This window comes from Enterobacter cloacae complex sp. SYL001, from assembly GCF_049237025.1.
Lineage (GTDB): Bacteria > Pseudomonadota > Gammaproteobacteria > Enterobacterales > Enterobacteriaceae > Enterobacter > Enterobacter intestinihominis.
The window spans coordinates 154596-175271 of record NZ_JBMKJI010000002.1; the positions used below are offsets into that span (position 1 = coordinate 154596).

The window sequence follows — 20676 nt, forward strand, 5'->3', positions numbered from 1 at the left end:
CGCTTTCAGTTTATGCTTCTGCTGCTTTGTTCTGTACCGGTGCGGTTTGCAGGGCGCGTGCTTTTTCGGCTTCGTCTTCTACCGGGATATCTTCAAACCCTAACAGCAGGGTCAGCACGAACGACAGCACCACAGCCAGACCCATCACGCCAAACACCCAGACGATGGTCATCGGGTTGGCCGGGTCGAAGAACTGCACGCTGGTGAACAGCCCCGGCGCCGCCATGGAGTGGCTGGCAAGACCGGCCATGCCGGCCACCGCGCCGCAGATAAAGCCGCTGATCAGGCTCGCAATCAGCGGACGTTTCAGACGTACCGCCACGCCGTACAGGGCCGGTTCAGAGATCCCCGCCATGATGGCGGAGGCCGCAGCCGCCAGCGCCGTCTGGCGCAGCTCCGGGTTTTTGGTTTTCCACGCCACCGCCAGCGACGAACCGCCGAGCGACAGGTTGGCGCCGATTTCCGACGGCATCACCATCCTTTCTTTGCCCGTTTCGGCAATGGTCTGGATGATGGTCGGCGTAAACACGCGGTGCATCCCGGTCATCACCAGCAGCGGCCACAGCGCGCCCATAATGGCAACGGAGAGCCAGCCCAGATAGCCGTGAATGGTGTAGACCAGCGCGGAGATGGCGCTACCGATCCAGATCCCGAGCGGGCCAATCAGTACGATGGCGAGCGGGGCGGCAATCAGCACGATCAGCATCGGCTTCAGGAAGTTTTTGGTCACCGCCGGGGTGATGCGATCCACCCAGCGTTCGATATACGACAGGCACCAGGTCATCACCAGGGCCGGGATAACGGTATAGGTGTATTTCACCGCCGTAACCGGAATTAAGGCAAATTCTACATGCTCGCCCTGCGCCGCTTTCGCCATCAGCTCGATAAAGCTCGGGTGAACCAGTACGCCCGCAATGGCTATCGCCAGGGACATGTTGGTTTTGAACTTCACCGCTGCGGAAGCCGCCACCATCAGCGGCAGGAAGAAGAACGCGCCGTCGCCGATAACGGTCAGGATCGTCAGCGTCGGGTCACCTTTGCCCAGCACGCCGGTCATCTCAAGGATCATCGCCAGCAGCTTGACCATCGACCCGCCGATGATCGCCGGGATCAGCGGAGACATGGTGCCGATCAGCGCGTCGAGGATCCCGGCGCCAATCCGGCGCAGCGTAAGCTTCTGTGGACCTTCCGCTACGGCAGGTTGCAGGTTGGCGGGCAGCAGGCTCACCACTTCACGGTATGCCTGGGATACGGTGTTGCCGATGATCACCTGGCACTGGTTGTCGTTGCGCACCACGCCGAGCACGCCGCTGATGCTTTTCAGACGCGCGGCGTCGGTAAGGCTTTCGTCTTTCAGAACGAAGCGCAGGCGCGTCATGCAGTGGGTGACGGCGACGATGTTCTCTTTACCGCCCAGCGCGCTAACCACGTCATTTGCCAGCGCAGCGTAATTTTTTGCCATCGGATGTGATCCTGTTATCGTTGTGAGAAGTGTAGGAAACCGGTTTCACATAATCATCATGAGTTTCTTTTAATGAAACAAGACCACTTTTTATGCATTTTTTCGTTTCGTGATGACGATCACTCGTGGCCGTATAAAGCGTGATAACGCCGCTGCGACAATTTTTCTGCGGTGAAGTACACTGCGGCTCATCAGATTTGAATGGAATAACACTATGACCACGATGCTGGAAGTGGCGAAGCGGGCAGGCGTGTCGAAAGCGACGGTCTCCCGGGTGCTGTCGGGGAACGGTTACGTCAGCCAGGAGACGAAAGACCGCGTGTTTCAGGCCATCGAAGAGAGCGGGTATCGCCCCAATCTGCTGGCGCGAAACCTGGCGACCAAACGCACCCAGACCCTGGGGCTGGTGGTGACAAACACCCTGTACCATGGGGTCTACTTTAGCGAGCTGCTGTTTAACGCCGCGCGGATGACGGAAGAGAAGGGGCGTCAGCTGATCCTGGCGGACGGCAAGCACAGCGCCGAAGAGGAGCGCGAGGCGATCCAGTACCTGCTCGACATGCGCTGCGACGCGGTGATCATCTACCCGCGTTTTCTGAGCGTGGAAGCGCTGGACGAAATTATTGAGAAATGCGAGCAGCCGATTATGGTGCTCAACCGCCGTTTGCGGAAAAACAGCAGCCACAGCGTCTGGTCCGATCATAAAGCGTCGTGTCAGGACGCAGTCTCGCAGTTGGTCGCGAAAGGCCACCGGGAGATTGCGTTTATCACCGGTTCGCTGGATTCCCCCACCGGCGTGGAGCGTCTTTCCGGCTACAAGGACGCGCTGGCGCAGAACGGCATTGCCCTGCGTGACGCGCTGATCGCCGAAGGGAAGTGGAGCCCGGCCAGCGGCGCGGCGGCGGTCTCTCAGCTGCTCACCCGCGGCGAAACGTTTACCGCGCTGGTGGCGAGTAACGACGATATGGCGATTGGTGCCATCAGGCAGTTGCACGAGAGCGGCGTCGCCACGCCGGGCGCGGTGTCCGTCATCGGCTTTGACGACGTGGCAATCGCGCCCTATATCGTGCCGTCCCTCTCCAGCGTGCGTATTCCGGTAACGGAGATGATCCAGGAGACTATCAGCCGCCTGATCTTCATGCTCGACGGCGGTGAGTTTAAGCCTCAGCAAACTTTTTCCGGCGAGCTTATCCTGCGCGACTCCGTCATTGACGGCCCGCATCGCTGACGTCGACATCTGTCATCGTCACAAATGACGATGACAGATCCTCTTCTTTTTTATTTCGCTTTAAAATCAATGTATTAAATATTGGCACGGTTTATGAATAGCTTCGCGCATAACAGTTATGCCGGAGAAGCAGATGAACCGTTTTATTATGGCCGATGCCAGCAAATGCATTGGTTGCCGTACCTGTGAAGTGGCGTGCGTGGTGTCCCATCAGGCGGAGCAGGATTGCGCCTCCCTGACCCCCGACACCTTCCTGCCGCGCATCCACGTCATTAAAGGCGTGAATATTTCCACCGCCGCTATCTGTCGCCAGTGCGAAGACGCGCCGTGCGCCAACGTCTGTCCGAACGGGGCGATTAAGCGCGAGAAAGGCTTCGTGCATGTGATGCAGGAGCGCTGCATCGGGTGCAAAACCTGTGTGGTGGCGTGTCCGTATGGCGCGATGGAGGTGGTCGTTCGCCCGGTGGTGCGCAACAGCGGTATCGGGCTGAGTGTGCGCGCGGAGAAAGCCGAAGCCAATAAATGTGACCTCTGCTACCACCGCGACGCCGGTCCGGCGTGTATGGAAGCCTGTCCGACGCATGCGCTGGTCTGCGTCGATCGCGACAAGCTCGAACAGATGAGTGCCGAAAAACGCCGCCGTGCGGCGTTCGACACCTCGTCATCGCTGCTGTTTTAAGCTGCAATGCGCGTTAACGGCGTACAGCTTCGGGTGCGCGGCAAGGTGCAGGGGGTAGGATTTCGTCCCTTCGTCTGGCAGCTTGCACACCAGCTGGGGCTGGCGGGCGACGTGTGCAACGACGGAGAGGGTGTCCTGGTGCGTCTCGCGGGTAGTGGGGGTGACTTTACCGCGAGACTGCGCCAGGACTGCCCACCGCTGGCGCGCATCGATCGCGTTGAAACGCAGCCGTACAGCTGGAATACGCTGCCGGACGAGTTTGTAATCCGCCACAGCGAGAGCGGGGCGATGGATACGCAAATCGTCCCGGATGCCGCCACCTGTCCCGCGTGCCTGGCGGAGATGCGCGATCCGCGCGAGCGCCGTTATCGCTACCCGTTTATCAACTGCACCCACTGCGGGCCGCGGTTTACCATTATCCGCGCCATGCCCTATGACCGCCCGGCCACGTCAATGGCGCCATTCCCGCTCTGTGTGCCCTGTGAAACGGAGTACCGCAACCCGGCTGACCGGCGTTTTCACGCTCAGCCGGTGGCCTGCCCGGACTGCGGGCCGCAGCTGGAGTGGCAAGCCGGGGATGCTGCTGCCACCCGCGAATCGGCGTTAAGCGCGGCGGTGGAGAGATTGAAAAACGGCGGGATTGTGGCGGTCAAAGGGCTGGGCGGTTTTCACCTGGTCTGCGACGCGCTTAACCCGCAGGCGATTCGGAAATTGCGGGCACGCAAGCAGCGCCCGGCCAAGCCGCTGGCGGTGATGATCCCGCATGCGAACGATCTGCCGGAGGCCATCCAGACGCTGTTACGTTCACCCGCTGCGCCGATTGTGCTGACGCCAAAAGCCTGCCTTCCTGCGTTTCCTGAGGAGATTGCGCCGGGGCTGAATACAATTGGCGTGATGTTGCCTGCGAACCCGCTCCAGCATTTGCTGATGTTGGACTGCCAGCGCCCGCTGGTGATGACCTCCGGCAACCTCAGCGGCCATCCACCCGCCATAAGCAACCAGCAGGCGCTGGAAGAACTCAGTGACATCGCTGACGGCTTCCTGCTGCACAACCGCGATATTCTTCAACGGATGGATGATTCAGTAATGGATCGGGACGGTGCGATGCTGCGTCGCGCACGCGGTTTTGTGCCGGATGCCATCACATTGCCCGCCGGATTCCGCGACATCTCGCCCATGTTATGCACCGGCGCGGAGATGAAAAATACCTTCTGCCTGGTGCGTGGCAACCAGGCGGTGCTGAGCCAGCATTTTGGCGATCTGAGCGACGAGGGCGTAGAGGCGCAGTGGCGCAGTGCGCTCTCGACGATGCAGGACATCTACGCCTTCCAGCCAGAGCGCGTGGTGTGCGATGCCCATCCGGGATATCACGCCCGACAGTGGGCCCGGGCGCAGGCGCTGCCCGTTGAGACCGTGCTGCATCATCATGCGCATGCAGCAGCGTGTCTGGCGGAGAATGGCTGGCCGCTCGACGGCGGGGATGTTATTGCCCTGACGCTGGATGGGATCGGTATGGGTGAGAACGGCGCGCTGTGGGGCGGCGAGTGCCTGCGGGTGAACTATCGCGACTGCGAACGGCTGGGCGGTCTGCCAGCCGTTGCGCTGCCGGGAGGCGATCTGGCGGCAAAACAGCTGTGGCGCAATTTGCTCGCCCACTGTCTGGCGTTCGTACCTGACTGGCAGCAGTACCCGGAAACAGAGGCGGTACAGCGTCAAAACTGGCCGCTGCTGGCAACGGCAGTGTCGCGCGGTATCAATGCGCCGCGGGCCTCCTCCTGTGGTCGTCTGTTCGACGCTGTGGCCTGTGCGCTGGGCATTGAAACGCAACGCTATGAGGGCGAAGCCGCGTGCCGGCTGGAGGCGCTGGCCGAACGCTGTGCAGGGGTTGATCATCCGGTGACGCTCAAGACGGATAACCTTGCGCTGTTCTGGCAGCAGTGGCTGGCCTGGCGGGCGGAGCCCGGAGAGCGCGCCTGGGCCTTTCACGATGCGCTGGCAAAAGGGCTGAGCGAACTGGCGGCAACGCATGCCCGCCGACGGTCGCTCTCTACGGTGTGCTTCAGCGGAGGTGTCCTTCACAACCGCCTGCTACGCGCGCGCTTTCGTCATTACCTTTCTGATTTCACGCTTCTTTTTCCTTCGCGCCTGCCCGCAGGCGACGGAGCGATCTCCTTCGGGCAGGCGGTGGTTGCTGCCGCCCGATCATGTTCACAAAGGATTTAAAATGTTACGACTTTTACGCAATGAACCTCGTGCAGCGTGCCTGCTGCTGGCTCTGGTGATGGCTAACCTGCTGGCCTGGGGGCTGGCGTGGCACACCTTTAGCGGCAGTACGGCGCTGATGGCGGCCAGCCTGCTGGCCTGGTGTTACGGACTGCGTCATGCGGTGGATGCCGACCATATCGCCGCGATTGATACCGTGACGCGTAAGATGATGCAGCAGGGCAAGCGCCCGTCCGGCGTGGGCGCATGGTTTTCCCTCGGACACTCCACCATCGTGGTGCTGGCCTCCATTGCCATCGCCGCCACCGCCACGGCGTTTCAGAAAAATATGGAATGGTTCCACGAAACCGGCAGCCTGATTGGCACCGCCGTCTCCGCCACCTTCCTGCTGGCGATGGCGCTGGTGAATATGGTGATCCTGCGCGGCGTCTGGCGCAGTTTTCAGGCACTGAAACACGGCAGGCCCGTGCAGGGCGACATCACGCTGCCTGCCCAGGGTGGCGTCATGAACTGGCTGTTCGGCAAAACCTTCCGCCTCGTCAATAAAAGCTGGCAGATGTATCTGGTGGGCTTCCTGTTTGGCCTCGGCTTTGACACGGCCACCGAAATCGGCGTACTGGGGATCTCCGCCGCCAGCGCCTCCAGCGGGATGTCGGTGTGGTCGATCATGATCTTCCCGGCGCTCTTCGCCAGCGGCATGGCGCTGGTGGATACGCTCGATAACCTGCTGATGGTGGGTGCCTATGGCTGGGCGTTTAACAAGCCACAGCGCAAGCTGTACTACAACATGACCATCACCGGCACTTCGGTGGTGGTGGCGCTGTTTATCGGCGGGCTGGAAGCGCTGGGTCTTCTGATGGACAAGTTCGCCCTCAGCGGCGGCGTGTGGGATCTGATTGGCGCGGTGAACGATAACCTGGGCGACGCCGGGTTTGTGGTGGTCGGGCTGTTTGTCGCCTGCTGGCTGATCTCGATGGCGAATTACCGCTGGCGCGGTTATGACGCGCTGGTGGTGCAGTCCTGAACCACGCAGCCCTGTTTTTGCCCGGCGGCGCTACGCTTGCGCGGGCCTACAAGGTTTACCGTTATGGTGTTAAGTAGGCCGGGTAAGCGGAGCGCCACCCGGCATGACGAGGGTTAAGCAGGTAACGATTTCAGCAGCGCGAAGGCCTCCTTCATTCTGTCTTCGCTGACCACAAAGGCGCGCATCTGACCGGCAGTATCGGTGCCGCGTGCTACCATGCCCTGAGCCGAAAGGGCAATCTCCCAGTTCAGATCCTGACGCTGCGTTTCACCTGCGAGATGCAGCGGTAGTTCCGGCGTTTTTACCTTCACCAGCATGGCGGGTAATTTCACCGGGGCGTTGCCGCCGAGCAGGTTTTTCGCCAGGAACATGGCGCTTAACTGAATCGGTTGCAGGAACGGCAGCACCTGGCCGTTAATTTCCGCGCAGTCGCCCAGGGCATAAATGTCCGGCTGGGTGGTTTGCAGGTAGCTGTCTACCTTCACGCCGCGATTGATCTCTGCGCCTGCGCGGTGCGCCAGCGCGGTTTCCGGGCGCAGCCCCGTCGCCGCAATAACCACATCCACTTCCACCCTGCGGTTGTGGTCGAGCGTCGCACAAATGCCGGTTTCGGTTTTGCTCAGGCTCTGCAACTGCGATTTCAGCAGCAGATGCACGCCCATGTCGGTCAGACGATGCTGTAAGCGACTGCTTACTTCTGCCGGCATCAGCGCTGACAGAATGCTGGCCGCGTGGTCAACCAGGGTGACGGATTTTCCCGCCCGGCAGAAGTCCATCGCCAGCTCGGTGCCAATCAGCCCGCCGCCGACAATCATCACCCGCATGGCGTCGCGTAACAGGGTCTCGCTGGCCTGATACTCCTGCTGACTGTTGAGCGTGACCATCAACTCGCGGCCCTCAACCGGCGGCACAAACGCAGATGCCCCCGTCGCCAGCACCAGCTTGTCGTACTGCCAGGTTTTATCTTTCGCGTTCACCACGTGGGCGTCGGCGTCGATATCGGTGACCCAGGTGTACGGAAACAGACGCAGATTAAATTGTTCTGCAAACTCCCCCGCCGTCTGGCGGGTGAGATCGTCGGCGCGCTGATTTTGGCTAATGACGTGGCTTAAATCAGGCTTGTTGTACTCATCCATGCTGTCGGCGGCGATCACCGTCAACGGCACGTTAGCATCCTGTTTGCGGATATTTTTCACCAGTTGGCGGGCGGCAAAGCCCGAGCCGATAATGACGATGCCGTGGCTCATTTTGCCTCCGTTGCCAGTTCATCAAAGACGTCTTTTCCGAGGGAACATTCCGGGCAGAGGAAGTTGTCCGGCACCTCGCTCCACGGTGTACCCGGCGCGACATCCTGCAACGGCTCGCCCAGCTCGGGATCGTAAATCCACTGGCAGACGCTGCACTGCATGCAGGGGCCGAGGTCGGCAGCGGCAGGAGCGGCTTCTGCTACGGCTTCCGGCGCAGCAGCCGCGGCGGGTGCGGTTTCCGGCAGCGGCGCAAGCGCCCACTGGCGGGCAATGTCGCGTCCGTGCTGGCGACAGATTTCCAGCGCGTCGAGATCCGGACGCCATTTCGCCTTCAGGCTCAGGGACATCTCAAAACCGGCATCCTGTAAACGGGTGGAGAGACGGTCTACCGCGCCGCCGCTCCAGCCGTGTGAACCAAAGGCGCTGGCGCGTTTGTTACGGAAGCGCAGGCCGGTCATCTCTTCCACCAGTCCGGCAATTTTCGGCATCATCACGTTATTCATGGTGGAGGTACCCACCAGCACGCCTTTGGAGCGGAAGACGTTGGTCAATACCTCATTCTTATCGCTGCGCGCCACGTTGAAGATTTTCACTGCCACGTTCGGGTCCACTTCGTTGATGCCCTGGGCAATGGCGTCCGCCATCATGCGGGTGTTGTTGGACATGGTGTCGTAGAAGATGGTAATGCGATCTTCCTGATAGTCCGCCGCCCACTTCAGGTACAGCTCGACGATCTGGGTAGGATTTTCACGCCATACCACGCCGTGGGAGGTGGCAATCATATCCACCGGCAGGTTGAAGCCGAGGATCTCGGTGATTTTTGGCGTGACCAGACGGCTGAACGGGGTCAGGATGTTGGCGTAGTAGCGTTGGCACTGTTCGAACAGCTCGGTCTGATCCACTTCGTCGTTGAAAAGACGTTCGTCGCAGTAATGCTGGCCGAAGGCGTCGTTACTGAATAGCACCGCGTCACCGGTCATGTAGGTCATCATGCTGTCCGGCCAGTGCAGCATTGGGGTTTCCACGAAGATCAGCTGTTTGCCGTTGCCGATATCCAGCGTGTCGCCGGTTTTCACAGTGTGGAAGTTCCACTCCGGATGGTGGTGGTGGCCGTTGATGGAGTCAATGGCGTTAGTGGTGCAGTAGATCGGGGTATCCGGAATGTGGGACATCAGCTCGGTCAGCGCTCCGGCATGATCCTCTTCCGCGTGGTTGATGATGATGTAGTCGATGTCATTCAAATCGATTTCGCTGCGCAGGTTCTGCACGAACTCGCGGCTGAATTTGTGATCGACGGTATCGATCAGAACGTTTTTACCTTCACGAATCAGATAGCTGTTGTAGCTGCTGCCGCGCAGCGTTTTGTATTCCGTCCCGTGAAAATCACGTACTTCCCAGTCACGTTGACCCACCCAATGAATGTTATTTTTAACCAGAATAGACATAGCAACCTCAACTTAATACGGCGTTTTCAAATAAGATGACTGTCATATATCAAGTTGCGTGCCAGTTTTTTAACTTATTGAAAATAATGTATTTGTGTTTTGATTCTCCCTAATGGGTAGTCATTTTGACTATCTTAAAAATTGTCAATATGACACTATGTGTTGTCAAAATGACAGTGAGGCAGAGATGAGCTTTTCCGTAGATGTGCTGGCGAAGATCGCCATAGAACTGCAAACCGGTATTGGTCATCAGGACCGCTTTCAGCGGCTGATCTCCACGTTGCGCCACGTGCTGGATTGCGATGCCTCGGCGCTGCTGCGTTACGAAGGGCGGCAGTTTATTCCGCTGGCTATCGACGGTCTGGCGAAGGACGTACTCGGGCGGCGCTTTACCCTGGAGGGTCACCCGCGTCTGGAAACCATCGCCCGCGCGGGTGACGTGGTGCGTTTCCCGGCAGACAGCGATCTGCCCGATCCGTACGACGGCCTGATCCCCGGCCAGGAGAGCCTGAAGGTTCACGCCTGTATCGGCCTGCCGCTGTTTGCCGGGCAGAACCTGATTGGCGCGTTAACCCTCGATGGCATGTCGCCGGATCAGTTCGATACCTTCAGCGACGAAGAGCTACGGCTGATTGCCGCGCTGGCGGCCGGGGCGCTGAACAACGCCCTGCTGATAGAACAGCTGGAGAGCCAGAATATTCTTCCGGGTAGCCCGACGGCGTTTGAGCAGGTGGCGCACACCGAAATGATTGGCCTTTCGCCGGGCATGGCGCAGCTTAAAAAAGAGATTGAGATTGTCGCCGCGTCTGATTTGAACGTGCTGATCTTCGGGGAGACCGGCACCGGTAAAGAGCTGGTGGCGAAAGCGATCCACGAAGCCTCGCCCCGTGCGGTGAACCCGCTGGTGTATCTCAACTGCGCGGCGCTGCCGGAAAGCGTGGCGGAAAGCGAGCTGTTCGGACACGTCAAAGGGGCCTTTACCGGGGCGATCAGCAACCGCAGCGGCAAGTTCGAAATGGCTGATAACGGCACGCTGTTCCTCGATGAAATTGGCGAACTCTCCCTTTCGCTCCAGGCCAAACTGCTGCGGGTGTTGCAGTATGGCGATATTCAACGCGTAGGTGACGATCGCAGCTTACGTGTGGATGTGCGCGTGCTGGCGGCGACGAACCGCGATCTGCGCGAAGAGGTGCTGGCGGGGAATTTCCGCGCCGATCTGTTCCACCGTCTGAGCGTGTTCCCGCTCACGGTGCCGCCGCTGCGCGAGCGGGGCGATGATGTGGTGCTGCTGGCGGGCTTTTTCTGCGAACAGTGTCGGCTCAAAATGGGGCTTTCCCGCGTGGTGCTGAGCCCCGGCGCGAGGACGCACCTGCTGAGCTACGGCTGGCCGGGTAACGTGCGTGAACTGGAACATGCGATTCACCGCGCGGTGGTGCTGGCGCGGGCTACGCGTTCGGGGGATGAAGTGGTGATTCATGCGCGCCATTTCGCGCTGCATGAGGAAACGACGCCGTCCGTGAAGCCGGTGATACCTGAGAGCGTGAACGAAAACCTGCGCGAGGCGACGGATGCGTTCCAGCGTCAGATGATCACCCGCGCCCTGGAGCAGAATAACCGCAGCTGGGCGGCATGCGCGCGGGCGCTGGAGATGGACGTCGCCAACCTTCACAGGCTGGCGAAACGTCTGGGGCTTAAGGGTTAAATAATCCCCGCCTGGTAGAAGTCTTGCAGGTTGATCGCGCCGCACAGCCTGCCGTGCTCGTCCACCACCGGCGCAGCGGTGATTTTGCGCTTCATCAGCACCTCTTTGGCTTCAATGGCGCGGCTGTCGGCATTCAGCGTCAGCCCGCCCCGGGTCATTGCTTCGGATACCCGCGCCTCCAGCTTGCCGCCGCCCACCAGCCAGCGGCGCAGGTCGCCGTCGGTGAAGACGCCCTTCACCTGGCGGTCGTTGTCGCATACCGCAACCAGCCCCAGACCGGTGCGGCTCAGCTCCAGCATGGCGTCCATCACGCTGGTGTCGAGTTTGACCTGAGGAATGGCATCGTCCGTGCGCATCAGGTGGTGAACCTTGTTGAGCAGACGTGCCCCAAGCGCGCCAGCAGGATGGGAACGGGCGAAATCTTCCTCATTAAAACCGCGCGCCTGCATCACCGCCATCGCCAGCGCGTCGCCCATCATCAGCGTGTTGACGGTGCTGGAGGTCGGTGCCAGGTGCATCGGGCAGGCTTCGCGCTCAACGGAAATATCCAGCGTTGCTTTCGCGGCCAGAGCCAGCGGCGAACGGGATACGCCGGTCATCGCTAACAGGGCCACCGATTTTTCTTGCAGGCGAGGGATGATGAGATCCAGCTCTTTGGCTGAACCGGAGTAGGAGATAAACAGCATCACGTCGCGGCTTTCGATCATCCCCAGATCGCCGTGCAGCGCTTCGGCAGGATGCACGAAGAACGCCGGAGTGCCGGTGCTGGCAAGCGTCGCGGCAATCTTCTTGCCGATATGACCGGATTTACCGATACCCGCCACGATCACTTTGCCCTCGCAGTGGATAATGGTGTTGGCTGCACGAACAAAATCCTCACCCAGACGCTCCGGCAGGCGGCTGGCTTCCTGTAGCTCCAGCAGCAGAGTCTGGCGGCCTGCGTTTAACAGAAAATCACTCATTTTTCTCTCCGGTTACGATCACGTCGATGCCCTTCGCTTCCAGCGCTTTTTTAAATGCCGGATCGATACCTGCGTCGGTAATCAGCTTATCGACGCTTTCAAGGCTACAGACAATGTTGGGGCTTTTACGGCCAAACTTCGACGAGTCCGCCATCAAAATCACTTCCCGCGCGGCGTTGCACATCGCTTTGCTGACGCTGAACACCTCGTTGAAGGTGGTCACGCCCGCGTTGAGGTCGATGCCGTCCGTGCCCATAAACAGCTTATCGAAGCTGAAGTGGTCGAAGGCATTCTCCGCCAGCTGCCCGTGAAACGACGCGGATTTTTTACGGAAGGTGCCACCGGGCATCAGGATGGTCTGCTCGCTGTCGAACTCTGACAGGGCATTGACGATGTGCAGGCTGTTGGTCATCACGGTGATGTTATTAAAGCGGCTGAGCAGCGGGATCATCTGCAGGACGGTACTGCCAGCGTCGAGGATGATGGAATCGCCGTCCTGGATAAATTTGACCGCGGCTTCGGCAATCAGCGCTTTCTGGTGCGTATTAATCAGCGTCTTGTGATCGATAGGCGGGTCGGCTTCGTCTTTATTGAGCACCACGCCGCCGTAGGTACGAATGACGGCGCCGGAGTTTTCGAGCAACACCAGGTCCTTGCGTATTGTCGTGCCGGTGGTGTCAAAGTAGTGGGCCAGATCCTCTACCGAGCACTTTCCCTGCTTTTGCAGATGCTCAAGTATGGCCGCCTGCCGCTGACGTGGTTTCATAGGCGCTTCGTTCCTTACGTTGCGAAATGATAATTCCGCAAGTTTATAACTTTCACAACGAAATTATCCATGTTTCAGATTAAGCGCTAATGATAGTGCATTCTGACAGAGTGAATCATGGGGGAAGATCACATCAGGTTGTAATTCATGCAGCAAAATGCCGTTGATCGCCTGGATTTTCACCGGGCGGGCAAAGACGGTCATGCCGCGCATGATGAGGGAATCGCAGACCTTATTGTTTTCATCCAGCGCAACAGCGACGACAACCCGCGGTTTGAAGCGTCCGCCGGAACGCCCGACGCCCACACGGCCTTTCTGGCACAGGGCGTCAAACGCGCGGTTAAACTGATGGATTTGCCAGCCGCCAAACGCCATCTGGCAGATCCAGGCGAGGGCGGCGACGGTGATTAATGCGGTTACCATATCGGCTCCTTAATTGCCGGGTGGCGGCTGCGCCTTACCCGGCCTACGGGGGGTGTAGCCCCGGTAAGTGCAGCGCCACCGGGGATTAAACTCAGAACATCACCTGCCCACCGGTGACGTTAATCGACTGCCCGGTGCAGTACGAGGCTTTCGGGCTGGCGTAAAACAGCAGCATGTTCAGCACGTCCTGATAATCACACCCGCGCTTGAGCGGCACTTTGTCGATGTAGTACTGCTCCACTTCTTCAGTTTTGATGCCGAGCTTGGAGGCGTACTGCGGCAGCAGGGACTGGAACATCGGCGATTTCAACAGGTTACCCAGCATCAGCGAGTGAACGGTGATGCCGTATTCGGCCAGATCCAGCGCCAGAGACTGCGTCAGCCCCACGCCGCCAAACTTCGCCGCGCTGTAGCCGGAGTTGTGCTTGCTGCCCACTTTCCCGGATTTCGAGTTGATCTGAATGATGCGCCCCTGAATACCATCGCGGATCATCAGCCGGGAAAACTCACGGGCGCAGAGGAAATAGCCCACCAGATTCACCTGCAACGAGCGGTCAAAATCCCCCAGTTCGAAATCGCTGATAAAGGCCGCTTTCGCGATCCCCGCGCTGTAGACCAGCAGGTCGATACGCCCAAATATCTCATCTACGCCGCGGGCCAGCGCCATCACGCTCTGCTCGCTGGTGGCGTCGGCACCAAATCCGTACGCCATCCCTTCGCCAAACTCGGTGTTGATGGCGTCCGCCACGCGGGCGGCTTTTTCACTCTGAATGTCCACAACCGCCACGCGGTAACCCTCTGCGGCAAGCCCACGGCAGAGGAACTCGCCTAAGGTTTGTCCCCCACCAATGACAACGGCAACCTGACTCATGTGTTTCTCCTTAATTACGCAACAAATTTTAACGTACAGCCTGGTGTGACAGCCTGCGGAACCGGCCCCTCAACGTGAACCGTGCCGGGATACTCCGCCTGCGGCTGCCCGTCAAAACGCAGGGTGATGTGCCCCAGCTCGCGCAGGTTTTGTTCAGCGACGTCGCCGACGGCGGTCACGGCATAGCGCGCCTCGCCCAGCTCAAGCTGGCTCCCGGCCTTCAGCTCGCCGTTTAGCTCGCCGTGGCAGTGGATAAAGCAAAACTCTTCGATATCCGCAGGCGCCCCTTCGCGGAAGGTGATCAGCATCTGGTCGCTCAGCGCATCGGCCGCGCTCTGGCCGATGCGGGTAATGGTGGTCTGGTAAATCACGGTCATGGCAGGAACCTCTTATTGATAAATAAAGCCGGAGACAAACCAGGCAATCAGCACCGTTGGCGCGCCCGTCAGGAAGCGGCTCACCAGCACGGAGGGGACGCCCACGCGCACGGTGTCCTGACGTGCTTCCGCCAGCGACAGCCCGACGGGGATGAAGTCGCACGCCGCCTGAGCGTTAATGGCGAAAAGGGCTGGCAGAGCGAGGTGCGGGGGAATGTTGCCCAGACCAATCTGTACGCCAATCAGCACGCCGATGACCTGGGCAATCACCGCGCCCGGGCCGAGAAACGGCGACAGCAGCGGGAAGGAGCAGATCAGCGCCAGCGTCACCAGGCCGAGCGGGTGGCTGGCGAGCGGGGCGAGGCCGTGGGCAATCCAGTCGCCGAGGCCGGAGGCCATGATGATACCGATCAGCGCCGAGACGAACGCCATAAACGGCAGAATGGTTTTCAGCACCGTGTCGATGGTGTCGCGCCCGGACTGGAACAGCACCGCCACGGCGGACCCCATCCCCATCCCGACCTTCGCCAGCAGGCCATCGCTCTGCTCGGTGATTTTTTTGCTGGTGTCGTACTCGCGCGGGGCCGCTTTTTGCGGCGCGGATGTGCCATTCACCAGCGTGATGTTGTCCTCCTTCACCCCAGAGACATAAATATCCTCAAGGATGTACTGCGCCAGCGGGCCGGATTTCCCGGTGGAGTGAATATTTACCGTCGGAATGCGGCGCTTCGGATAGATGCCGCAGCGCAGCGTGCCGCCGCAGTCGATCACCGCCACGCCGATTTCCGCTTCCGGCGGTTCGCCTTCCTTGAAGCCGTCGACCGCTTCCCAGCCCGTCAGCTCGTGCAGCCTGTCGACGATCGCCGGGCGCGTGCCTGCGGTGATGTACACAATCTTTTTGCCTTCGGTGGCGTCGAACTCCAGCGGGCCGCCCCAGCCGCCCGTGCCTTTCTCAATGCGGATCCGGTTCATGCTGTGGCTCCTGAAAGATGGACTTTCTGTTCAAGCTGGATGCCCATTTTTTTCTCAAAAATGGCGGTGGTGAGATCCGTCACCCAGCCGCGGAAGAAGTTGGTGACCAGACCGACCAGCAGGTAGCTCACCGCCAGCGGGCCGAGCGGCAGGCCAAGCGTGGTAAGGCCGCTGGCGATCCCGAGATAAACGAACAGCTCGCCGGGGTTGATGTGCGGGAACAGGCCGTTCATGGAATGGCAGCTGTAGGAGGCGGCGGCGTAATAGCTCGGCTTGTACTTCTCTGGCATAAAGCGGCCGAGGCTTAAGGTCATCGGGTTGCAGAACACAAAGGTGCCGATGAAGGGCAGGATCAGGTAGCGGGACAGCGGGTTTCCGGCGCAGCGCTGGGCGAAGCGTTCAATACGCTGCTGGCCGATAAAGTTAATCAGCGCGTTCATGATCACCAGCAGGCTGATCAGCAGGGGCAGGATCCCGGTCACCATGCCGGTGAATACCTCGCCGCCTTTCTGAAAAAGCCCGATGAACCACTCGGCGCCGTGGGTGATGGTTTCTATCATTCTTCTCTCCTGTAGGGCGTTTGTTTTTGTCTGTTCGGGGCTAATAATAATCAAATTGAAAGCTTTTAAAGTGTTAATTAGATCTCACAATGAAAGAAAAATGGATTAATTTGAAAGATAATTGGTGGGGCGAATGATTTTCGATGGAAAAAAGCGCGGATTTGCGTTGGGGAGGTGTGTACCGCTTCCTTGAGGTGTTGCGGATGCTTTACCATACTGGGTTCTTACCGAACTCGTTAAATGGATGCCACATGTTCAAGCGTCGTTATGCAGCGCTGTTACCTGCGCTTATTCTCCTGTCCGCCTGTAGTAGCAAACCCAGGACTGAAGCTGTTCAACAAACGTCGGGCGCGCCTTCCGGCGGGTTCCTGCTTGAGCCGCAGCACAATATGATGCAGATGGGCGGCGACTTCGCGAATAACCCTGCGGCCGAACAGTTCATCGATAAAATGGTGAGCAAGCACGGTTTTGATCGCCAGCAGCTGCATGCCATTTTGTCTCAGGCGAAGCGTCTGGACTACGTGCTGCGCCTGATGGACAGGCAGGCGCCGACGGCCCAGGTGCCGACCGGGCCAAACGGGGCGTGGCTGCGCTATCGCAAACAGTTTATTACCCCGGACAACGTGCAAAATGGCGTGGTGTTCTGGAATCAGTATGAAGACGCCCTGAACCGCGCGTGGCAGGTCTATGGCGTGCCGCCGGAGATCATCGTCGGTATTATTGGGGTTGAGACCCGCTGGGGACGCATTATGGGTAAAACCCGCATCCTCGATGCGCTGGCGACGCTCTCCTTCAACTACCCGCGCCGCGCCGAGTATTTCTCCTCTGAACTGGAAACCTTCCTGCTGATGGCGCGAGACGAACAGGACGATCCGTTAGATCTGAAAGGGTCATTCGCCGGTGCGATGGGCTACGGCCAGTTTATGCCGTCCTCCTATAAGCAGTACGCGGTAGATTTTAACGGGGATGGTCACATCAACCTGTGGGATCCCGAAGACGCCATTGGCAGCGTGGCCAACTACTTCAAAGCGCACGGCTGGACGCCGGGCGGCCAGGTGGCGGTGCAGGCAAACGGCGAGGCGTTTGGTCTGGAAAACGGATTTAAAACCAAATACAGCGTGGCGCAGCTTGCAGCGGCAGGCTTAACGCCGTCGCAGCCGCTGGGCAATGTTGACCAGGTGAGTCTGCTGCGCCTGGATGTCGGAACCGGTTATCAGTACTGGTTCGGACTGCCGAACTTCTACACCATTACCCGCTACAACCACAGCACGCACTATGCGATGGCGGTGTGGCAGCTGGGGCTGGCGGTGTCTCAGGCGCGTGTGCCGGCAGCGTCACCGTTTAGCCAGTAAGTCCCCTTATGCCTCCCTCTCCCTGTGGGAGAGGGCTGGGGTGAGGGCACCCGCCCGCACCTGTTTCCCGCAGAAACATTTCGCCACATTCCCATTTCACTCCCGCCGTTTACATCTTAATCGTCTTTCATTATTGTTATGTTATAACATAATTTTTAATTGAGATGTCCATGTCCCTGTTTTCTCTCTCATCCCCGGTTCGTCTGCTGCTGGCGCTGATGCTCATTCTGTTTCTCGGCCTGGCCGTGCGCTGGGCGGTGGCGTTGCCATGATCGTGATGAACGACCTGGTGGCGGGTTACGATCGCCAGCCCGTTACGCGCGCACTGTCCGGCGTGATTGAACGCGGGAGCATGACCGCCATCGTCGGGGCCAACGGCTGCGGCAAATCCACGCTGCTGAAAACGCTCGCTGGCTTTCTTCCGCCCGTCAGCGGTACGTTTCGCTGGCAGGGGAGACGTCCGGTGGTGGGCTGGCTGGCGCAGCGTCACGCGCTGGAGGCGCAATTTCCTCTGACCGTGCAGGACGTGGTGAGCATGGGCTGCTGGCCAGAAATCTCGCTATTTGCCAGTTTTCGTCGGGATACCCGCATGCGCATTGCCGGCGCGCTTGAGCGCGTGGGGCTGGCGTCCATGGCGTTATCCACCATCGATGAACTCTCCGGCGGGCAATTCCAGCGCATGCTGTTTGCCCGCGTTTTAGTGCAGCAGGCACCGCTGGTGATGCTGGACGAACCCTTTACCGGCGTCGATGAAGCGACCTGCAACGTGCTGATGGATCTGATGCTGGAGATGTATATGCAGGGGCAGACCCTGCTGGCGGTTCTGCATGACAGCGAGCGCGTAGCACGTCACTTCCCGCAGACGTTACGTCTGGACGCTGATAGTCCCCAATGGAAAACCGAGCGGGTGAGGGTGGCATGATCTGGCATACATTCTTCCAGCCGTTTATTGAGTACGGCTTTATGCGCCGTGCACTGGTGGTTTGCCTGGCGCTCTCCGTCAGCACCACGGCGCTGGGGGTATTCCTTCAGCTGCGTCGGATGAGCCTGATGGGGGACGCCCTTTCTCATGCCATTTTGCCGGGTGTCGCGGTGGGCTATCTGCTCAGCGGTATGTCGCTGCTGGCAATGACTGTCGGCGGGTTTATTGCCGGGATCGCCGTTGCGCTGGTGGCCGGGCTGGTCAGCCGCCGCACGCCCCTTAAAGAGGATGCCAGCTTCGCGGGGTTTTACCTGGGTTCCCTGGCGCTGGGCGTCACGCTGGTGTCGCTGCGCGGTTCAAATGTCGATCTGCTTCATCTTCTGTTTGGCTCCATTCTCGCCGTGGATAGCGCGTCAGCCCTGTTCGTGACGGGCGTTTGCATGTTCACGCTCCTCACGCTGGCGATGTTTTATCGTGGGCTGGTCAGCGAAGCGTTCGATACCGCGTGGTTGCAGGTGAACGCGCGCTGGCTGCCCGGGATGTTACACGGTCTGTTTCTGGCGCTGCTGGTGCTCAACCTGGTGGCCGGTTTTCAGGTGCTCGGCACGTTGATGGCCGTCGGGCTGATGATGTTACCCGCCGTGGCGGCACGCTGCTGGGTGCGCACCCTGCCAGGGTTACTTCTGATGGCGGGTATCAGCGGTATTTTTTGCGCGTGGCTGGGCTTAAGCCTTTCCTGGGCAGTGAGTCTGCCCGCCGGGCCCTCCATTGTGCTGACCGCCAGCGCATTGTTCTTTATTTCCGTTTTATTTGGCACGCGCAGCAGGCTGGCGGATAGCCTGCGGGCGCTTTTTTAACGCAAGGGGAAACGATGAAACGTACAGGGTTAGCCGTGGCGCTCGCGCTCGGCATGATGACGCACGGCGTAATGGCGAAAACGCTTAATGTGGTGACCAGCTTTTCCATCCTGGGAGACATCACGCAGCAGGTTGGCGGCGATCGTGTGAAGGTGACGACGCTGGTGGGGCCGGACGGTGATCCCCATACTTTCGAACCCTCGCCCAAAGACAGCGCGGCGCTGAGTAAAGCCGACGTGGTGGTAGTCAATGGGCTGGGGCTGGAAGGCTGGCTCGATCGTCTGGTGAAAGCCTCCGGATTCAAAGGCCAGCTGGTGGTTGCTTCGGACGGCGTGAAAACGCACACGCTGGAAGAGGACGGTAAAACCGTGACCGATCCGCACGCGTGGAACAGCGCGGCGAACGGCGCGCTGTATGCGCAAAATATTCTCTCTGGGCTGGTGAAGGCCGATCCTGAAGATACGGCGGCGCTTGAAGCTACCGGTAAACCCTATATTGCGCATCTCTCTCAGCTGGACGGTTGGGCTAAAAAGCGTTTCAGCGACATCCCACAGGCGAAGCGCAAAGTGCTGACCAGCCACGACGCTTTCGGCTATTTCAGCCGCGCCTACGGCGTGACGTTTATGGCGCCGCAGGGGCTGTCGTCTGAGAGTGAAGCCAGCGCGGCGCAGGTAGCGGAGATCATCAATCAGATTAAAGCTGACGGCGTGAAAACCTGGTTTATGGAAAACCAGCTTGATCCGCGCCTGGTGAAGCAGATTGCGACCGCCACGGGCGCCCAGCCGGGCGGTGAACTTTACCCGGAAGCGCTGTCCGCGAAGGGCGGCGTGGCGGACACCTACGTCAAGGCGTTTCGCCACAATGTGGATACCCTCGCTAACAGCATGAAATAAGCGTCTCTCTGGCCGGTGCGCCCGCATCGGCTTTTTTCTGAAGCCCCCTCGTAAAACCCGACGCGCATCCCCATATTTGATGAGAAAGTGCTATCTTGTGCTGCATGTTTTTCTAAGGCCTGGAGCGAGAATGACTGACCATGAATTGATGCAGCTAAGCGAAGTGGTGGGGCTGGCGCTGAAACAGCGCGGCGCGACTCTCACGACCGCAGAATCCTGCACCGGCGGCTGGGTGGCGAAAGCAATTACCGATATTGCTGGCAGTTCCGCCTGGTTTGAACGCGGCTTTGTGACCTACAGTAACGAGGCTAAAGCGCAGATGATTGGCGTGCGTGAAGCCACGCTTGAGCAGCATGGCGCGGTCAGCGAGCCGGTGGTGATCGAAATGGCGATTGGCGCGCTGAAAGAGGCGCGCGCAGATTACGCTATCTCCATCAGCGGTATCGCGGGGCCGGACGGCGGCAGCGACGTGAAGCCTGTCGGCACCGTCTGGTTTGGCTTTGCCACCTCAAAAGGTGAAGGGATCACCCGCCGGGAATGCTTCAGCGGCGATCGCGAAAGCGTGCGTCGTCAGGCAACGGAATACGCGTTAAAAACGCTCTGGCAACAATTTCTACAAAATACTTGATACTGTATGACTATACAGTATAATTGCCTCAACAGAACAGAAGTCCATGGTGAAGCGCAGTTGCTTCTCCCGGCATGACAGGA

The 20676-nt window shown here is 59.4% G+C and carries 20 protein-coding genes; 10 read left to right on the forward strand and 10 right to left on the reverse strand.

Annotated elements, in window-relative coordinates; translation table 11 throughout:
• Positions 1-10: 10 nt before the first annotated feature.
• Positions 11-1462, reverse strand: a complete 1452-nt coding sequence (gene ascF / locus ACOTZP_RS04030; RefSeq protein WP_271074530.1) for a PTS cellobiose/arbutin/salicin transporter subunit IIBC — start codon at positions 1460-1462, stop codon at positions 11-13.
• A 214-nt stretch (positions 1463-1676) separates the two neighbouring features.
• On the opposite strand from ascF, the gene ACOTZP_RS04035 reads away from it, so the two are divergent.
• From ACOTZP_RS04035 to ACOTZP_RS04050, 4 genes are all read left to right on the forward strand, one after another.
• Positions 1677-2690, forward strand: coding sequence for a LacI family DNA-binding transcriptional regulator (locus ACOTZP_RS04035; RefSeq protein ID WP_271074529.1), 1014 nt, complete (start codon positions 1677-1679; stop codon positions 2688-2690).
• A 133-nt stretch (positions 2691-2823) separates the two neighbouring features.
• Positions 2824-3369, forward strand: a complete 546-nt coding sequence (hydN, locus tag ACOTZP_RS04040; RefSeq protein ID WP_017382793.1) for an electron transport protein HydN — start codon at positions 2824-2826, stop codon at positions 3367-3369.
• A gap of 6 nt (positions 3370-3375) precedes the next feature.
• Complete coding sequence (gene hypF, locus ACOTZP_RS04045; RefSeq protein ID WP_271074528.1) at positions 3376-5592, forward strand: carbamoyltransferase HypF; 2217 nt, start codon at positions 3376-3378, stop codon at positions 5590-5592.
• A 1-nt stretch (position 5593) separates the two neighbouring features.
• Entirely contained in the window at positions 5594-6616 is a 1023-nt protein-coding gene (locus tag ACOTZP_RS04050) for a HoxN/HupN/NixA family nickel/cobalt transporter (RefSeq protein WP_063200610.1), read from the forward strand.
• A 113-nt stretch (positions 6617-6729) separates the two neighbouring features.
• Here ACOTZP_RS04050 and norW read toward each other — a convergent pair whose 3' ends face one another.
• Both norW and norV read right to left on the reverse strand, forming a co-directional pair.
• Positions 6730-7863 (reverse strand): NADH:flavorubredoxin reductase NorW, encoded by a 1134-nt coding sequence (norW, locus tag ACOTZP_RS04055; RefSeq protein WP_063200607.1) that lies wholly within the window; start codon positions 7861-7863, stop codon positions 6730-6732.
• Positions 7860-9308 carry an anaerobic nitric oxide reductase flavorubredoxin gene (gene norV / locus ACOTZP_RS04060; protein ID WP_022649152.1) on the reverse strand — a complete coding sequence of 483 codons (1449 nt, stop codon included), beginning with the start codon at positions 9306-9308 and terminating at the stop codon, positions 7860-7862. The genes norW and norV overlap by 4 nt, the downstream gene beginning before the upstream one ends.
• A 187-nt stretch (positions 9309-9495) precedes the next feature.
• On the opposite strand from norV, the gene norR reads away from it, so the two are divergent.
• Positions 9496-11010 (forward strand): nitric oxide reductase transcriptional regulator NorR, encoded by a 1515-nt coding sequence (norR, locus tag ACOTZP_RS04065; RefSeq protein WP_023298459.1) that lies wholly within the window; start codon positions 9496-9498, stop codon positions 11008-11010.
• On the opposite strand, the gene gutQ is transcribed toward norR, so the two are convergent.
• From gutQ to srlA, 7 genes are all read right to left on the reverse strand, one after another.
• On the reverse strand, positions 11007-11972 hold the full coding sequence (gene gutQ / locus ACOTZP_RS04070) for an arabinose-5-phosphate isomerase GutQ (RefSeq protein WP_271074526.1): 966 nt from the start codon (positions 11970-11972) through the stop codon (positions 11007-11009). The two genes, norR and gutQ, sit on opposite strands and share 4 nt — an antisense overlap.
• On the reverse strand, positions 11965-12738 hold the full coding sequence (srlR, locus tag ACOTZP_RS04075; protein WP_015571676.1) for a glucitol operon DNA-binding transcriptional repressor SrlR: 774 nt from the start codon (positions 12736-12738) through the stop codon (positions 11965-11967). The genes gutQ and srlR overlap by 8 nt, the downstream gene beginning before the upstream one ends.
• Positions 12739-12801: 63 nt before the next feature.
• Positions 12802-13161, reverse strand: a complete 360-nt coding sequence (gene gutM, locus ACOTZP_RS04080; RefSeq protein ID WP_058646234.1) for a transcriptional regulator GutM — start codon at positions 13159-13161, stop codon at positions 12802-12804.
• 91 nt (positions 13162-13252) lie between these two features.
• Entirely contained in the window at positions 13253-14032 is a 780-nt protein-coding gene (gene srlD / locus ACOTZP_RS04085; RefSeq protein WP_063849436.1) for a sorbitol-6-phosphate dehydrogenase, read from the reverse strand.
• 14 nt (positions 14033-14046) lie between these two features.
• Positions 14047-14409, reverse strand: coding sequence for a PTS glucitol/sorbitol transporter subunit IIA (gene srlB / locus ACOTZP_RS04090; RefSeq protein ID WP_022649147.1), 363 nt, complete (start codon positions 14407-14409; stop codon positions 14047-14049).
• A 12-nt stretch (positions 14410-14421) separates the two neighbouring features.
• Complete coding sequence (gene srlE / locus ACOTZP_RS04095; protein ID WP_022649146.1) at positions 14422-15381, reverse strand: PTS glucitol/sorbitol transporter subunit IIB; 960 nt, start codon at positions 15379-15381, stop codon at positions 14422-14424.
• A complete protein-coding gene (srlA, locus tag ACOTZP_RS04100) occupies positions 15378-15941 on the reverse strand; it encodes a PTS glucitol/sorbitol transporter subunit IIC (protein ID WP_003862164.1) in 564 nt (187 codons plus the stop codon). Before srlA ends, srlE begins: the two co-directional genes overlap by 4 nt.
• Before the next feature lie 251 nt (positions 15942-16192).
• Here srlA and mltB point away from each other — a divergent pair, with 251 nt between their 5' ends.
• The 5 genes from mltB (at position 16193) to pncC (ending at position 20593) form a co-directional block, all read left to right on the forward strand.
• Positions 16193-17293, forward strand: coding sequence for a lytic murein transglycosylase B (gene mltB / locus ACOTZP_RS04105; protein ID WP_169809090.1), 1101 nt, complete (start codon positions 16193-16195; stop codon positions 17291-17293).
• Between the two features lie 268 nt (positions 17294-17561).
• A complete protein-coding gene (locus tag ACOTZP_RS04110) occupies positions 17562-18215 on the forward strand; it encodes a metal ABC transporter ATP-binding protein (protein ID WP_058646232.1) in 654 nt (217 codons plus the stop codon).
• Complete coding sequence (locus ACOTZP_RS04115; RefSeq protein ID WP_022649142.1) at positions 18212-19072, forward strand: metal ABC transporter permease; 861 nt, start codon at positions 18212-18214, stop codon at positions 19070-19072. The genes ACOTZP_RS04110 and ACOTZP_RS04115 overlap by 4 nt, the downstream gene beginning before the upstream one ends.
• A 14-nt stretch (positions 19073-19086) precedes the next feature.
• On the forward strand, positions 19087-19965 hold the full coding sequence (locus ACOTZP_RS04120; RefSeq protein WP_045621630.1) for a metal ABC transporter substrate-binding protein: 879 nt from the start codon (positions 19087-19089) through the stop codon (positions 19963-19965).
• A gap of 130 nt (positions 19966-20095) precedes the next feature.
• Complete coding sequence (pncC, locus tag ACOTZP_RS04125; RefSeq protein ID WP_003862172.1) at positions 20096-20593, forward strand: nicotinamide-nucleotide amidase; 498 nt, start codon at positions 20096-20098, stop codon at positions 20591-20593.
• Positions 20594-20676: the final 83 nt, after the last annotated feature.